General features: G+C 36.2%; 15 protein-coding genes. 8 read left to right on the top strand and 7 right to left on the bottom strand.

Annotated features, from left to right (window positions below; genetic code table 11):
* Window positions 1-720 (bottom strand): response regulator transcription factor, encoded by a 720-nt coding sequence (locus tag IPM92_06720; protein ID MBK9108074.1) that lies wholly within the window; start codon window positions 718-720, stop codon window positions 1-3.
* The gene (locus IPM92_06715; protein MBK9108073.1) at window positions 698-1,774 is read right to left on the bottom strand and encodes a histidine kinase; all 1,077 of its coding nucleotides are present in this window, start codon (window positions 1,772-1,774) and stop codon (window positions 698-700) included. Before IPM92_06715 ends, IPM92_06720 begins: the two co-directional genes overlap by 23 nt.
* Window positions 1,775-1,901: 127 nt before the next feature.
* Between IPM92_06715 and folE the strand changes: the two genes are divergently transcribed.
* The 5 genes from folE (at window position 1,902) to IPM92_06690 (ending at window position 5,852) form a co-directional block, all read left to right on the top strand.
* Window positions 1,902-2,492, top strand: coding sequence for a GTP cyclohydrolase I FolE (gene folE, locus IPM92_06710; GenBank protein MBK9108072.1), 591 nt, complete (start codon window positions 1,902-1,904; stop codon window positions 2,490-2,492).
* Window position 2,493: 1 nt separating this feature from the next.
* Window positions 2,494-3,381, top strand: coding sequence for an ACP S-malonyltransferase (fabD, locus tag IPM92_06705; GenBank protein ID MBK9108071.1), 888 nt, complete (start codon window positions 2,494-2,496; stop codon window positions 3,379-3,381).
* A gap of 2 nt (window positions 3,382-3,383) precedes the next feature.
* On the top strand, window positions 3,384-3,956 hold the full coding sequence (locus IPM92_06700; protein ID MBK9108070.1) for a YqgE/AlgH family protein: 573 nt from the start codon (window positions 3,384-3,386) through the stop codon (window positions 3,954-3,956).
* A 5-nt stretch (window positions 3,957-3,961) separates the two neighbouring features.
* The gene (locus tag IPM92_06695) at window positions 3,962-5,167 is read left to right on the top strand and encodes an ABC-F family ATP-binding cassette domain-containing protein (protein MBK9108069.1); all 1,206 of its coding nucleotides are present in this window, start codon (window positions 3,962-3,964) and stop codon (window positions 5,165-5,167) included.
* A gap of 124 nt (window positions 5,168-5,291) precedes the next feature.
* Entirely contained in the window at window positions 5,292-5,852 is a 561-nt protein-coding gene (locus IPM92_06690; protein ID MBK9108068.1) for an ABC-F family ATP-binding cassette domain-containing protein, read from the top strand.
* Window positions 5,853-6,456: 604 nt separating this feature from the next.
* Here the strand turns inward: IPM92_06690 and IPM92_06685 are convergent.
* The 4 genes from IPM92_06685 to ribF form a co-directional block, all read right to left on the bottom strand.
* A complete protein-coding gene (locus IPM92_06685) occupies window positions 6,457-8,184 on the bottom strand; it encodes an ATP-binding protein (protein ID MBK9108067.1) in 1,728 nt (575 codons plus the stop codon).
* 7 nt (window positions 8,185-8,191) lie between these two features.
* The gene (locus IPM92_06680) at window positions 8,192-8,854 is read right to left on the bottom strand and encodes a response regulator transcription factor (protein ID MBK9108066.1); all 663 of its coding nucleotides are present in this window, start codon (window positions 8,852-8,854) and stop codon (window positions 8,192-8,194) included.
* Between the two features lie 134 nt (window positions 8,855-8,988).
* The gene (locus tag IPM92_06675; GenBank protein ID MBK9108065.1) at window positions 8,989-9,708 is read right to left on the bottom strand and encodes an RluA family pseudouridine synthase; all 720 of its coding nucleotides are present in this window, start codon (window positions 9,706-9,708) and stop codon (window positions 8,989-8,991) included.
* Window positions 9,705-11,732: a riboflavin biosynthesis protein RibF gene (gene ribF, locus IPM92_06670; protein ID MBK9108064.1), complete on the bottom strand. Its 2,028-nt coding sequence runs from the start codon at window positions 11,730-11,732 to the stop codon at window positions 9,705-9,707. Before ribF ends, IPM92_06675 begins: the two co-directional genes overlap by 4 nt.
* 54 nt (window positions 11,733-11,786) lie before the next feature.
* On the opposite strand from ribF, the gene IPM92_06665 reads away from it, so the two are divergent.
* Window positions 11,787-12,878, top strand: coding sequence for an Mrp/NBP35 family ATP-binding protein (locus tag IPM92_06665; protein ID MBK9108063.1), 1,092 nt, complete (start codon window positions 11,787-11,789; stop codon window positions 12,876-12,878).
* 16 nt (window positions 12,879-12,894) lie between these two features.
* Window positions 12,895-13,701 carry an orotidine-5'-phosphate decarboxylase gene (gene pyrF / locus IPM92_06660; GenBank protein ID MBK9108062.1) on the top strand — a complete coding sequence of 269 codons (807 nt, stop codon included), beginning with the start codon at window positions 12,895-12,897 and terminating at the stop codon, window positions 13,699-13,701.
* Here pyrF and IPM92_06655 read toward each other — a convergent pair.
* Entirely contained in the window at window positions 13,698-15,131 is a 1,434-nt protein-coding gene (locus tag IPM92_06655) for a GIY-YIG nuclease family protein (GenBank protein MBK9108061.1), read from the bottom strand. The genes pyrF and IPM92_06655 overlap by 4 nt on opposite strands.
* On the opposite strand from IPM92_06655, the gene IPM92_06650 reads away from it, so the two are divergent.
* Window positions 15,106-16,164 carry a DUF1343 domain-containing protein gene (locus IPM92_06650; protein MBK9108060.1) on the top strand — a complete coding sequence of 353 codons (1,059 nt, stop codon included), beginning with the start codon at window positions 15,106-15,108 and terminating at the stop codon, window positions 16,162-16,164. The genes IPM92_06655 and IPM92_06650 overlap by 26 nt on opposite strands.

Genomic DNA, 16,164 nt, shown 5'->3' with positions numbered 1-16,164 from the left:
TTAAATCCTTTTCTTGCTGATAATTTTGTTAAAGTGATCAGCATAGTTGTTTCCGATCGGAATTTGTTTGGCTTGTCCTTTGACGATCATCTCAATGTCATCTGAATGTATAGAATTGATCTTTTCGAGATTTACAATGTAAGATCTGTGTACTCTTACAAAAAATTGCTCGGGCAATTTTTCTTCCAGGGATTTCATGGTTTGTAAAGTGACTATGCGACTATTGTCGGTATAGATGATGACATAATCTTTAAGTCCTTCAATGAAAAGGATTTCATCGTACTGCAATTTGACCAACTTTTTGTCCGCCTTTACAAAAATAAAATCCTGCCTTTCCAGGTCCTTATCATTTTTCTTTTCTAAAGAGCCCAATTTTGACATAGCTTTATTGACGGACTTTAAAAAGCGGTCAAATGCAATAGGTTTGAGCAAATAGTCTACTGCATTCAATTCAAATCCTTCAACGGCAAACTCGGGATATGCGGTTGTAAATATGACCAACGGAGGATTTGCGAGGCTTCGCATCAATTCAATTCCCGTCATTTGCGGCATTTGAATATCTGCAAAAATGAGATCTACGGCTTCCGTTTGTATTAGCCGGTTGGCATCAATGGCATTATAACATTTGCCATGGAGCTGAAGCTCTGGAATCTGTTTTACATAGGTCTCCAGAATTTCTACTGCCAGTGGTTCGTCATCAATAATGAGTGTTCGTATCATTTGAATAAGTATTTAAATCAATTCGCAAATCAACTTTGAAAGTATCGGGCATATCCTGAATATCCAGGACATAACGCATGGGATAAATAAGTTCTAATCTTCGTTTTGCATTGACCAAGCCAACACCCCCTACAGTTTTTGGCCGTGCCTGATCCGGAGCTGACTGAGGTTTAGAATTATGAACGGCAAAAAATAACTCGTTGCCTACAAGTTTAGCTTGAATTTGAATGAAAGCCTGGTCAATAGTGTTTTGCATTCCATGCTTAAAACTGTTTTCAACAAATGGGATCAACAGAAGTGGAGCAATTTTGTATTTAGAAAGTTGTTCGTCGACGTCCAATTGAATTTCTGAATTCGCCGAATATCTGAGTTTTTCCAATTCAATATAATTTCGAATATATTTCATTTCCTGTTCGATCGTCACCATTGGTTCATTACATTCATACAACATGTAACGCATCATATCAGATAATTTCAAAACCACTTCCGGCGCTTGTTCTGACTTTTTTAAAGTAAGCGCATAAAGATTATTCAGCGTATTAAACAAAAAATGTGGATTGATCTGGTTTTTGAGCGATTGTAGCTCCGTTTCAATATTGCGGGTCAATAATTCCTTTTTCTCAGATTGAATTTTTAACCAATCCATGGGCACGCGAATCAAAGAGCTCAGGGCGCTTAAAATGATCAGATTGATAAAATGAAATTGAGGCAAAGTCAGCCATCTCACTTCCATTTCGGGGTAGTCTGAAACCATCCACATATTGAACATCCAGGCAAAAGGGGTCAAAAGCAGAGAAACGCCTAAAAGTAATGTCAAATAAGGTAGAATTGACTGCCTGAACATAAATCTTGGGATCAGGATATGTAGATTAACGTTGATGGCTATTATATAAAAAAATGTATTTCCGAGAGCCCACATCAGTGTTTCATAATAATTCCAGGGGACGGGTTTAATGTAAAAACCCAGAGCAATAAACAGCAACCATAAAAGACTTTGTGTGGTATATAATGAAGATATTTGACCACTTTTAAGATCAGTGCTGTTTACATTCATAATGCGAACTCAAAAATACGAGCTTTACGGGCCTTATGATCGAGATTTCGATTTATGATTTCATAAAATGGATTAATTTGACCACAAATCCGACGACTGTGCAACCAATGCTAACAAGAAAACGTTTATTCTCAAATTCTTTATCGTGCATTCATTAAAAAATAGTGATTTGGAAAGCCTCTACAAGACTTTGCTTGGCGAAATAGGAGAAGACCCGAACAGGGAAGGTTTATCTAAAACTCCGGAAAGAGCAGCAAAAGCCATGGAATTTTTTACCCAGGGTTATGCTTTAAAAGGAGAAGACGTATTATCATCTGCATTGTTCAAAGAAGAATACAGCGAAATGGTCATTGTTAAAGATATTGAACTGTACAGCCTCTGTGAACACCATATGCTCCCTTTTTTCGGCAAAGCGCATATTGGCTACATACCTAACGGACATATCGTCGGATTAAGTAAACTGGCTCGATTGGTCGATGTTTACAGCAGACGCCTGCAAGTACAGGAGCGCCTGACCCATGAAATACTGAATTGCATTCAAAATACTTTGAATCCACTCGGTGCTGCTATCGTCATTGAAGCCCGACATATGTGCATGATGATGCGGGGTGTACAAAAGCAAAATTCTATCACAAAAACATCCGCCTTTACCGGCATTTTCCGAAAGGTGGAAACGCGTAGTGAATTTTTAAATTTAATACAATCAGATTCTATTTAATATGCAAAAAACCGCATTTATTTTTCCTGGACAAGCCAGCCAGTTTAAGGGTATGGGCAAGAATTTATATGAAGAGAATTCTGAAGCCCGTAATTTGTTTGATGAAGCGAATGATTTATTGGGATTTAAAATCACAGAAGTTATGTTTGAAGGATCTGAGGAAGAACTTCGGCAAACTAAAATCACACAGCCTTCCGTATTTATTCATTCCGTGATCCATGCAAAAACACTCGGTAAGGATATCTCGTATCAAGGCGTGGCAGGGCATTCCCTTGGAGAATTTTCTGCTTTAGTAGCAGCTGGCGTTCTTAGCTTTCAGGATGGCTTAAAACTCGTTAATATTCGGGCACACGCGATGCAACATGCCTGTGAAACAAATCCGGGCACCATGGCTGCAATAGTTGGCTTGGATGATGCTAAGATTGAGGAATTGTGTCAATCTTTTACTGAAGATATAGTTATTGCTGCTAATTATAATTGTCCTGGACAGTTAGTGATCTCTGGAAGTTTGAGTGGTATTCAAAAAATAGAGACTATCATGCTTGCAGCCGGAGCTAAACGATTTATTACATTAGCCGTTGGCGGAGCATTTCATTCTCCTTTAATGGAACCTGCCCGCCGAGAATTGGAAAGCGCAATTGATGCAACAGATTTTAAACAACCGATTTGTCCCATTTACCAAAATGTGAATGCAGCAGCAGAAATAGAACCGGAGAAAATAAAAGCAAATTTAAAATCGCAATTGACATCAGCAGTAAAATGGACACAAACCATGCAAAATATGATACATGATGGTTATGATCAATTTTACGAAGTTGGAGGAAATGGAACTGTATTAAGCGGCTTTTTAAAAAGGATAAATAGGGAAGTACCCGTTCAATCTATTTAACGATGATTAAACCCGAAGGAATCCCCATATTAGAAACTGGGAAAATTTTGGTATCGGAGCCATTTATGCTGGATCCTAATTTTAAAAGAACCGTCGTTCTTGTTGCTGATTACACCCGTGAAGAAGGAACAGTTGGCTTTATATTAAATCGAAAAATGGATGTCCGTCTGGAAGACCTGACTTCCGACTTTGGTGATTTGGAAGCGCCCGTGCATTATGGTGGTCCGGTAGATAACAACAGCATGTATTTTATTCATAATGTTGGAGAATTATTGGACGATTCCATTAAAATATCTAGAGGTGTCTATTGGAGTGGGAACTATGACAAATTGAGATTTTTGATTGAATGTAAATTAATTCTGGCGCAGAACATTCGATTTTATGTTGGTTACAGCGGTTGGTCACAAGGCCAGCTTGAAGAAGAGATGAAAACAAAATCCTGGTTAGTTTCTGATATGGAGCCCAACTTTCTTTTTAAAAATAAACCCGAAAGTCTTTGGCGGGATATACTGGAGTACAAAGGCTATCATTTTAGTGCATTGTCCTCTTTGGATGGAGATGAACTCATGAATTAAACATAGTGATCAGAATACAAGGATTATATTTAGGTTTTGGAGGTCGGAAAATATTCGATAATCTGTCATTGACAATTTCAGACGGTGAAAAAATAGCCTTATGCGGTCGCAATGGAACAGGTAAATCTACCTTATTTAAAATACTCTCAGGTGAACTCAAACCCGATCAGGGTATTGTTGAAAACCAGGGTAATCAATCAATTGGCTTGTTAAGGCAAGAACTTCCTGTAGATCACGATTTCTTGCTGAAAGAAGAAGTTCGTAATGCGCTACCTGAAATTACGCATTTGCAAAGTATAGTTCAAAATTGCGAGTTGATTCTCCAACAACATTCTGCTGATGAACACACGTTGCAGGCTGCTATTATTGAATTACAAGAAGCACATTCTCGTTTGGATTATCTTGAAGCAGATAAACTGGAAGGTAAAATTGAAAAGATCTTAATTGGTTTAGGATTTACATCTAATGATTTTAATAAAAAAGTGAAGGAGTTCAGTGGCGGTTGGAGAATGCGCGTCGAACTTGCCAAATTACTTCTGTCAAAACCTGAAATTTTATTACTCGATGAGCCAAACAATCACCTGGATATCGTAGCACTTCGCTGGTTGGAGGATTTTTTAAAAAAATACGAAGGTACCGTAGTACTTATTTCTCACGATTTAATGTTTTTGGATAATGTAGGCAAACGCATTATTGAATTGGATAAAGGAAAAGTTTACGATTTCAAAGGAAATTACACAGCTTATAAACTTTACAGACAAGAACGAAAAGAAATGGAATTGCGCGAATTTGAAGCGCAACAAAAGTTAATCAAGCATAAAGAAATGCTGATTGATAAATTTCGATACAAAGCCAGCAAGGCCTCATTTGCACAATCGCTGATAACTGAATTGGGAAGATTGGATATCAAAGAACAACCCGAAGATGATGTCTCTGATATACGATTAAAATTCAGACCTACTGTTCAGAGTGGTCATAAAATTGTCGAAATTAAAAATCTTTCAAAGTCTTATGGCCCAAAACAAGTATTAGAAGATGTCAATCTGTATATCGAGAAAGGAATGAAATGGAGTTTTATTGGCGCCAATGGAAATGGTAAAAGTACCCTCGTTAGATTGATATGTGAAGAAATTATGGCTGAAAGCGGCACGCTTGAACTTGGCCATCAAGTTAAACTTGCTATTACGCTCAGGAACACAGCGATTTTTTAAATAAAGACTGGACACCTTTAGAAACCTTAGAGGCCTATTGCAATGCGGATATGAGGCCAATGGTTCGCAAAATTATGGGCGGACTTGGATTGAGGGGAGAGGATGTTGATAAAAAATAAGTGTATTGTCGGGAGGAGAAAAGGCGAGGGTTCGACTAGCTTTACTTTTGGTGCAAGAGCATAATTTTTTAATACTCGATGAGCCTACACACCACTTGGATATTCCTTCTAAAAACAGACTTAAAGAGGCCTTACGCGATTATACAGGTACGGTGATCATTGTATCACATGATCGTGAATTTTTAAAGGATCTTGCTCAGAAAACGATACTTTTTGAAAATAGGAAAATCCAGGTTTTCGAAGGTGATATCGAGTATTATCTGGAAAAGACGAATTCAGATACAGTATATGATGGCATGAAAGCTGCTAAGAAAACAGAAGCTATTGTAACACCAAGTTTAGATTATAATACCCGAAAAAAACTGCAAAGACAGATTCAAATTATTGAAAAGGAAATATTAAAAGTGGAGCAAGAGATTCAACTTACTGAACAAAAAATGCACGAACCATCTTTTTATGATTCCCCTGATCATAAACGGATCCTGCAAAATTATGAAGCCCTTCAAAATGCTCTAAACCAGTTGACTATCGATTGGGAAAAACTCGTAGAAGAAGTCGAATTATAAAAATATGATGGGTCCATTTACCCGATGAAAGACCTCAATGCCAGGGCAACAAAACGAAAGCTACATCAGTTATTTAAAGTCCGTCGGCTCAGCTTAAAGGAGAAAATAAGAACTATAAAAAAAGGCTTTAAATAGAATTTAAAGCCTTCGGTGTACACATCATGATAAAACTACAACAAAACTATATTCGTTGAAAGAATTGTCTAGAATTTAAAACCACGAAAGGACTATCGCTAGGAATATTTGATGGATGAAATGGCAAGAAGCCTGGTGTATAATGTTAAAATCAATCTATGTTTCCCTGATAGATAACCAAACCTAAACTCTAACTAACAATAGTCCCTCCTCATGGATCCCATTTTTACATGGTTTTCAGTATTCAAAAATCAAGCTGAGTGATCATTAACGTTTTAACGACTACAACGGTACAAAGTTGCAGCCTTTGATAATGCTAAACATCAGTAGAAACCCTGAATTTTAAAAATCAGGGTTTACCCTGATAGCACTCAGGGTTTACCCTGAGTTTTTGCCAAAAACCAGTAGCTATAAATAGCTCGAAAGGTCACTTTATTAACTTAAAATAAGCCTTTTTACAACATAAGTTTTATCGGATGGGAAGGTGTACTAGGATTGCAGTGCCTTGATTTTCATTGGAATCGAGCGTAAGTTCACCCCGCAGGTAATTAACCCGACTCTTAATATTTTCAAGGCCCATTCCTTTTTTAATGGAAGATTCATTAAATCCGGCCCCATCATCTTCCACGCTGATGGTCATTTCATTGCCTTTGCGATGCATTTGCACAAAAATTTCTTTACATCCTGCATGTTTTATGGAATTATTAACCAATTCCTGTATAATTCTGTAAATATTTAAAGCGGCATTAGCTTCAATTTGGCCACCTCCTTCAAAGCCGTAATATTGGAAGAAAATTTCTGGTCCATTATCAACTTTGTACCTGTTCAGCATATCCTTAATAGCTTCGATGAGACCAAGTTTCTCAAGTGAACCGGGTTTTAAGTCATTTGATATATATCTCACCTCATCACAAGCGGTATCAATGAGTTTTGTTAATTTTTCCAAAGAATCCCGATCTGCAAAATGGTGTTCATGTGCAAGATTCTCAAAGCGCAGTTTGATGGTCGATAATACACCCCCAAGGCTATCGTGCAGATCTTTTGCGATCCGCTCCCGTTCCGACTCCTGGCCGTTGATCATGGATTGCATTGATTGTAATTGCAAATTATTCTCCAGTTCTTTAATTTTTTGATTATTAATTTGCTCGGTCTGATTATGAATAATTTGGTTGGTCTCCAGTTTTTGCTGATAAAACAAAATAATAAAAAATCCAGCCAATAATATGGCCCCAATGCTAAATAGCAAACTGTAAAGTGTGTAATTGGACCTTCTTGATTTTAATTCAAAAATTCGTTTACTTTTGGCAAGATCTATTTTATCAGACTGAATTTCTTTTTGCTCATACTTTCCAATTAATTTTAATAAATATTCGGAACTATTGATTTTGTTGAGCGTATCGTTGTATTTGATAAACTGTAGTAAATAATCTGCAGCTCTTTTATAATTTCCGGAATAATTGCTACATTCATAAAGTCTAAAACTAAATTGTTTATTATAATCAATGAAATGATTAGTTTTAGATAACTCCAATGCCTTTTTATATACTGCTTCAGCCTGCTTATATCGGGCATTGTGATAATAATAATCGCCTAAAGTTTCAAGAGATTTAACATGTAATTCTGTATTGTTAATTGATTTTGCGTAGGTATAAATATTATTAAGAATCGATTGACTTCTTAGTCTGCTGAGATACAATTGAGCATCCACGAGGGCATGTTCGTTTTGACAAAACTCATTAAATTTATCAGCTTTTGAATTCTGGCATTGACCTAAAAAGTAAAGCGCCATATCCATATTTCCCAGTTTTTTATAGATATAAGCGAGTGCATGTTGACTTCGAACTACATCCAGATCTCTACCTTCTTGTTTAAAATAAACATGACAATATTCAAGAGTATTTGCAGCTTTTTGAAACATTCCCAGATACATGTACACTCTTGCCAAAACAAATCGATAATAATATACTTTTTCGTTGTTATTTTCCTGTCGGAAATATTCGATGGCTGTAAGCAAGGAACCCACTGCCGAAGGATAATCATGTTGACTTATTTTATACTCAATTTCATCTTGAATACTTTTTGCATCGAGGAGTACAACTTCAAATGAATCTTTGGGCAGATGCAAAGAATCTACGATGCTTGTTTGTCCGGCAGATTGCGAAGCAATCAAAATCCATAAAATAGCGATTATCCTCATAAAGCTACTATTGATCCAAGGTAAATTTCTCCAGTAAATTAAATTCCAGGGCAGCCCGAACCAAACCTGCTGTATTTCTTACATTTAACTTAGAAATCAAATTTCCACGATGTGTCTCAACTGTTTTAAGACTTATAAAAAGGCGCTCTGCAATTTCAGGATTGGTGTATTCTTTTACGATCAGCGCCAAAATTTGTTTTTCGCGGATAGAAAGTTTTGGCTGCAGTATATAAGATTTTTTGGTATTTGGTTTTTTGGTCAGGGAGCCCATTATGGTTTCGGTGACATCTTTACTAAAATACGTAGTTCCTTCAGATACCGTTTTAATAGCTAATATTAATTCTTCTCTTCCAGTATTTTTAAGGATATACCCTTGTGCTCCGTTTTTTAGCATCTCACTCACAATGCTTTCTTCGTTGTACATGGATAAGGCAATTATTTTTACATTTGGATGCTCTGTATGTAGCCGTTTAGCAACTTCAATTCCACTGATATCGGGCAAATTAATATCCAATAACAATACATCAATTTTGCGTTTCTTGAGCATTACAAATACCGATTGACCATCAAAACAGCGGTCCACCAATTTGATGCTTTCTTCATTTCTTAAAATGGATTCAATTCCATCAACAAACATTGCATGATCATCCGCAATGGCTACGTGGAGCATATATATCAGATTTAGCGTAAATAAATGGGAAGAGATAAAACCAGAATGTAGACAAATATAAGCTTAAATGGCGATTGCAGGGTCCGACTTGAATCAATATTTCAAAAACATAAATATGAAGGCCCATTCATGGATCATTTGTCCCATTTTTCAATCTGTTTTAAGGCAGCATTCATATCCTTAGGCATAGGTGCCTGGAGCAAATAATTTTCACCATTCAATACAAAACTTAACTGCGAAGCATGGAGAGCAGTTCTTTGTAGTAAATAACTTGCTTCTTCAATATCTATTCTTTTGGCTTTCCTTTTAATGTCTTGAATGCCAAGTGTTTTTCGAATTCCATAAAGAGGATCACAAACCAAAGGACTCCCTATAAAAGCAAAATGTACTCTGATCTGATGGGTTCTACCGGTTTTAGGACTCACTTGAATATGTCCAAAATGTTTAAATCTTTGAAGCACTAAAAATTTTGTGATACAGGTTTTTCCTTTTGGATGCACGGTCATCCTACCTGGATGGGAAGGATCATGTGCAATGGGCATATCAATCATTCCTTCATTGTCAACTGGGTAAGCCTCCGTAATGCATTGATACGTTTTCTCAATTTCCTGATGTTCAAACATCCCGTTTACCGTTTGATGTGTTTCCGGGTCTTTTGCAAACAATAATATTCCGGATGTGTCTTTATCTAAGCGATGTAAAATGAAAATTTGTTCGTGTTTTTCTTTTAAAAAATGGTAGGCACAAGGAAGTGTTTTATCATACCTGTCTGGAATACTCAACAATCCGGAAGGTTTGTTGATCGCCAACAAATAATCATTTTCAAAAATTACAGAAACTTGATGTTTATTCACTTGAAATATTGCTTTGGTATTTTAGAAAATACTTTATTACCAGCAATATAAAATTGAATAAAAATGGAAGAGTTTAGAATACCTCGTTTTCTGAAAGGCTTAATATTGAGTTCATCAATCAGATCATTGGTTTGACTTTTCTTATGGATCATATACAAAGTATTGATAATGCCAACAACATAAGCCTGAACAATTTTATAAAAGACCCAAATTTTACCTTTTAATAAATAACTGAAGGCGATAAAAATATCAAGGACCAATCTGGAAGGTAAAATAAAGATTAAATTGTACCAGCTTTCATTTTTAAAAATGGTAAATAAATTATTTCTAAAATTCAAATAGGTTTTACGAGGATTATCATAATCGAGAGTGCCCCCTCCTAGATGATAAACATGAGAAACATCAGTGCTTATAATTTTTCCACCTAAGCGTTTCATGCGCCAGCAAAGGTCTATTTCTTCTTGATGTGCAAAATAATCATCATCAAAGCCACCCAATGCCTTAAAAACAACTGTTTTTACCATCATTGCAGCGCCGCTGGACCAAAAAACCTCAGTGGTATCGTTGTATTGACCATTGTCCACTTCCAGATAATCAATAATTCTGCCCCGGCAAAAAGGATAACGCAACAAATCTATAAAGCCGCCTGCAGCTCCTGCATATTCGAATTTAAGTTTATCGGATAATGCTAAAATTTTAGGCTGCACTGCAAATATCATGGGATCTTGTTTCATGAGTGTGAACAAAGGCGAAACCCAATCCATGGTTACTAATACATCCGAATTTAACAAGACTAAATAATCAGAATCGATTTGAGCAATTCCTTTATTGTAACCTGTTGAAAATCCATAGTTTTTACGCAATCGTATAATTTGGACCTCAGGATAGTGATGCTCTAAATATAGAACACTATTGTCTGTAGATCCATTATCAATAATATAGATCTCCGCATTTTTTGGGGTATAATTCAGTATAGAAGGTAAAAAGTTTTTAAGTAGTCCTTCTCCATTATAATTTAATATAGCAATTGCAATCTTTGGTGTGTCCGTTTGCGGTTGCGACTTTAATTTGTACTTTAATAAAGTGCGACGTGTTGCTTTTTCATCAATTCCTATTTGCCTTGTAAGTTCAGTTTTTGAATCAAATTTTTGATCCTTTCGAAGAAAGCCAATCATTTGAACAGTGATTGCTTGCCCATAAATGTCCTGGTTAAAATCCAAAATATGGACTTCAATACTTAGGGCCAGATTTTCAGCGATGCTTTCACTATGACCGATGTATAACATCGCATCATAAGTCTGGGCATTGACTGTACAAAAAACTGCATAAATACCATTGGGAGGAATTAGTTTGTTTTTCTGAAGCAATTCTATATTAGCAGTGCGGTAACCCAATTCCCTTCCGATTTTGTTTCCGGGCACAACATTTCCTGAAAATGAATAATTATAAGCCAATAATTGATTGGCAATTTCAATCTTAGAATCTTTGATCAATTGCCGGATTCTAGTAGAACTTATCGTTAATCCATTATCGCTGAGATGATTCACTTCCTGAAAATAAAATGAGCCGGCGCTAGCATACTGATGTAACATAACTCCATCTCCCCGCCCATCTCTGCCAAATCTGTGGTCTATTCCAGCGATGACTTTAACTGGTTTAAAGTTGGCTATCAGAAAATTTTCAACATATTCCTGCGGAAACATTAAAGAGAAGGAATATGAAAATGGAACAATAACGAGATAATCTAAAGCTGTGGTTTTGAGTATTTCAATCTTCTCGTCAATAGTTGTTAAAAGCTTAAAATCCTGGTCGCTTTCGTCTAAAACCAATCTAGGGTGTGGCTCAAATGTGATTAAGATCGAATTGCCTGAAAGCTCCAGTGCCGATGCGAAAAGATTATCCAATATCTGCCTGTGGCCACGATGGAAACCATCAAATGCGCCAATAGCTAATACCGGATTTTTTAAATCGGGTATCTCATCTTTTCCAAAATATAAAAGTTGCATCGCTTTAAAAGAGGGCAAATTTATCAATTTTAAGGCTTACCGTGAATGAAAGAGTTTAATTTTGCTGACAATATGAACGATTTTATAGAACAATTAAGTGCAGTGTTAGCTCAAGTAATTGAGCCTGAAAGTGGAAAAGACATCATTCACTTGAAAATGGTAAGGGATATTCAACTGGATGCGAGCAATAGTATTCAAATGAAGCTCTATTTGCCTGGAAACAATTACACACATAAGGATAAGCTTTACAGCGATATACACAGCAAAGTAATGGCTTTTGCACCTGAAAAATCAATTCATGTTCATTTTGTAAACCAAATGAGTTATGCGGAAGCTCCAAACACAACAGTACCCCATATTAATCATATTATTGCTGTAGCATCCGGAAAAGGAGGAGTAGGAAAGTCAACGGTTTCGGTAAGTTTGGCATTAGCGTTAAAGGCATTGGGTTTCAGGGTCGGGTTGTTAGATGCTGATCTTTACGGTCCTTCCATTCCTACCATGTTAGGTATACAGAGCTTAAAACCTATGGTTAGTAATGATCAGTCAAAACCAAAACTCATACCTATTGATGTCCAGGGTTTGCATGTCGTTTCTATTGGGAATATCATCGAACCAGAACAAGCAGTTGTTTTGAGAGGACCTCGATTAGCTGCCATTATAAAACAATTTTTTAACGATACTGCTTGGCCAGCATTAGATTATTTGATTGTTGATTTACCCCCAGGCACAGGAGATATTCAACTTACACTCGTTCAGACAATACCTCTTACAGGTGCTGTGATGGTGACTACACCTCAGGAAGTTTCATATATTGACGCTTTGAAAGCAGCAAATATGTTTCGATTAGAACAAATTGCAGTTCCAATTTTGGGAATTATTGAAAATATGGCTTGGTTTGAACCGGAAGATGCTCCTGGAAAGAAGTATTTTATATTTGGGGAAGGAGCCGGTGAAAAATTGGCAATAAAAACCCAATCAAGTCTGTTAGGACAAATACCTATAAAGGAAAAATTGAGAATACTGCTCGACAAAGGGGAAGCATTCTCCATAGATCCCGAATATTTAGCGATTGTATCATCGATTGTTTCAAAACTGTTGAAAAAAATAACATTGCGGGATCTCATTTTAAGTCCTACTCAAGTCATACAAGCAACACCATAATCCAATTGAATCCTCTATGAAAGATTATCAATTTCTGGCTAACCAAATCCAAGAAAAAAAAAGCATGCTGTGTGTTGGATTGGATCCAGATCTAAAACTTATTCCAAAAATATTTCATGATTCAGATGAACCCTTGTATCATTTTTGCAAAAGCCTGATCGAAATATGCCATACCTATGCTATTGCTTTTAAACTTAATGTTGCATTTTTTGAATCCCAAGGTCCAACAGGATGGGTACAATTAGAAAAAGTAATCCGCTGTATCCCTGAAAATTGTCTGATTATTTTAGATGCAAAGAGAGCAGATATTGGCAATACAAGCCTTCAATATGCAAATTATTATTTTAATGTATTAAATGTAGATGCAGTTACATTGCACCCTTATATGGGTTATGATTCTATCGAACCTTTTTTAGTACATAAAAACAAATGGTCCATAGTATTAGCTTTAACATCTAACGAAGGAAGTAAGGATATTGAACTAAAATGTTTATCAAATGGAAACATGGTTTACGAAGAAACATTAAAACTATTTTCATATAAATCCAGTCACGAACAAATTATGTTTGTTTGTGGGGCAACCCATCCAGAATCCTTTCAAAACATACGGAAAATTTGCCCGGATCATTTTTTATTAGTTCCAGGTGTTGGAGCACAAGGTGGAGATTTACAAAAAATTATTGAATTTGGAAAAAATTCATCCGGAGGTTTAATTATAAATGTTTCTAGAGGGATAAGTTATCCTCCGGAAGGATATGCGTTTAATGACTGGGTGCAACAAAAGGCAGAATATTATCAAAAGAAAATCTCTGTTTTCCTTTAATAAAATTCTCGATCACCAGTCTCTGTATTAAGGGAAGTATATTTAACTAATTTGAATTGTTTATCTTTCTTTATAGAATTTAGAATCATCCGGTTCGTTTCAACATTTCCTTCGTAGGGTTTAAGATAAGCTTTAAGTTGTTCCGGATTTTCAATAGTTATATCCTCGTCGATAAATCCAGTATAGCGACAAAATCCGTGTTCAACACAAATAACACTTCGGTCGTGTGAAGTAATGCCTGCTCCAATTAATATAAAATCTTCTTTAAAAATACTATTTATATGTTCGCAGGCTTCTGCAAATCGTTCATTATAAGATTCTATACTTTCTTTTCCAATACAAGCACCAAGGCATTGCTGCATCTGAAATGCAAGACATGCCTGGTGATTCGTTTTTCCGGAATCAACAAGATGACATAAATTGTATTGCATTATTAAATAATCTACTTGTTGTTTTGCAGCCTGGATGGTTGGATAATGATTTAAAATTTCTTCATTTGGATCCAGCCATATAGCTTCTGTAATTTTGAAGCGATTGTAACCGATGGGATTTTTTAATTTTGTCAAAAGAAAAGCATGGGTTTTCTTGCGCAAAGCTCTGTTTATTTCTGGTTGATGAAATTTTATCAACTGTGCTTCTAATAGGGATGCCATTAATTCATTTCCAGTTAGTTCGTGGTCAATAAAATGAACCTTGGCAAGCATTTTTTGAACCTTTGGACTTGATTCATTAAAGTGTTGAATGATGCGGTCTTTTATACTTTTGCTTTTTCCGATATATACAGGTAACAGATCCTGGTCGAGCATTCTATATATTCCGGGTCTTTCCGGCAATTTAGCGAGTGTATCTTCTGCTAATTGGGCGGGCAGTTTTTGGTCTTTTATAAATTTTGGAATAAGTTTAGGTAGGTCACTTATGGCATTGCCTTGAGCCTGCAGGATTTCTTTAAATAAGGCCAGTGTAGCTTTACAATCGTCCATAGCTCTGTGCCGCGCTTCCACCTCAATAGAGAAGTGAACTATTAATGAGCCCAAACTATAAGAGGGGAGTCCCTTGAAAATTTTTCGGCTTAATTGAAGTGTGCATAATTTTTTTAAGCTAAAAGAAAATCCAAGCTGGTGAAACTCCTCCTTTATAAATCCGTAATCAAAATGAACATTATGTGCAACAAAAATGCAATCCTGGGTCTTAAGAATCACCTCTTTTGCAATTTCATAGAACTTTGGAGCATCTTCTACCATTTCATTTGTGATACCCGTTATTCTTGTGATTTCCGGTGGTATGCTCCGTTCTGGGTTAATCAGAGATGTATATTGATCGACAACTTCACCATTTTGGAACACGATTATCCCAATTTCCGTAATTTTATCCCGCCTGGCTAGTCCGCCGGTAGTTTCAATATCTATGATAGCAAATTTTGGATGGATCACTATTTTATGTTTCCTGGTAGGATTTTGTTGCGATTTTCCTTCAAAGTTAATGTCTTTGAATGATACGAAAAACTGCACAACAGAAGTACAAGCTGGAATTTATAGAATAGATGAATTATTGAAAATAATTCAGCATAAAAAAGTAGGACTTGTCGTCAACCATAGCTCTAGAATCGGAAATATACATCTTGTTGATACGCTTCAAAAATCAGGTGTAAATATCCAATTCATATTTGCGCCCGAACATGGGTTTAGAGGGAACGAAGATGCTGGAAAACACATAAGTTCCAATATTGACTCAAGCACACAAATTCAAGTCAAATCCTTATATGGAAAAAACTACAAACCTAATAAATCGGACATAACTCAACTCGATATCCTGGTATTCGATATTCAGGATGTTGGCGTGAGGTTTTACACTTATATCAGCACCTTACATTATGTGTTAGAAGCTTGTGCAGAAAACAAAATTCCTGCAATAGTTTTAGATCGCCCCAACCCGAATGGCCATTATATAGATGGCCCGGTATTAGATACTTCATTTAGTTCATTCGTAGGATTACATCCGATCCCGGTTGTGTATGGAATGACCATTGCGGAACTTGCAGGCATGATGAAAGGTGAATGTTGGATCAATGATTGTGATCAATTGCAACTTACAACGATCCGGTGTAAAGAATATGATCGTCGTAAAATGTACGATTTGAACGTTGAACCCTCACCAAATTTGAAAGAATTGAAGGCCATATTGCTGTACCCAAGTTTATGTTTTTTTGAAGGAACACAAATCAGCGTTGGTAGAGGTACTGATTACCCATTTATGATTTATGGGCATCCTTCCTTTAAATCAGATTTTAAATTTACTCCTGGCTCCAAAGCAGGCGCTAGCAATCCGCCCTGGAAAAATGTTTTATGTTATGGGTATGATTTACGAAAATTACCAATAACGGAATTGCATAAGAAAAAACAAATTGAGATTAAATATATCTTAAAAGCTTACCGGGAATTGGGTAATCAAGATAGTTTTTTCTAA

Source organism: Saprospiraceae bacterium (assembly GCA_016719615.1).
In the GTDB taxonomy this organism is placed as follows: Bacteria; Bacteroidota; Bacteroidia; order Chitinophagales; family Saprospiraceae; genus Vicinibacter.
This window is presented reverse-complemented; position numbering and strand designations above follow the sequence as displayed.

What these genes read in the sequence shown, in the direction of transcription:
- IPM92_06720 (MBK9108074.1), bottom strand. Translation starts at nt 720, where the DNA reads ATGATACGAACACTCATTATTGATGACGAACCACTGGCAGTAGAAATT.
- IPM92_06715 (MBK9108073.1), bottom strand. Translation starts at nt 1,774, where the DNA reads ATGAATGTAAACAGCACTGATCTTAAAAGTGGTCAAATATCTTCATTA.
- fabD (MBK9108071.1), top strand. Translation starts at nt 2,494, where the DNA reads ATGCAAAAAACCGCATTTATTTTTCCTGGACAAGCCAGCCAGTTTAAG.
- IPM92_06700 (MBK9108070.1), top strand. Translation starts at nt 3,384, where the DNA reads ATGATTAAACCCGAAGGAATCCCCATATTAGAAACTGGGAAAATTTTG.
- IPM92_06685 (MBK9108067.1), bottom strand. Translation starts at nt 8,184, where the DNA reads ATGAGGATAATCGCTATTTTATGGATTTTGATTGCTTCGCAATCTGCC.
- IPM92_06680 (MBK9108066.1), bottom strand. Translation starts at nt 8,854, where the DNA reads ATGCTCCACGTAGCCATTGCGGATGATCATGCAATGTTTGTTGATGGA.
- IPM92_06665 (MBK9108063.1), top strand. Translation starts at nt 11,787, where the DNA reads ATGAACGATTTTATAGAACAATTAAGTGCAGTGTTAGCTCAAGTAATT.
- pyrF (MBK9108062.1), top strand. Translation starts at nt 12,895, where the DNA reads ATGAAAGATTATCAATTTCTGGCTAACCAAATCCAAGAAAAAAAAAGC.
- IPM92_06650 (MBK9108060.1), top strand. Translation starts at nt 15,106, where the DNA reads ATGATAGCAAATTTTGGATGGATCACTATTTTATGTTTCCTGGTAGGA.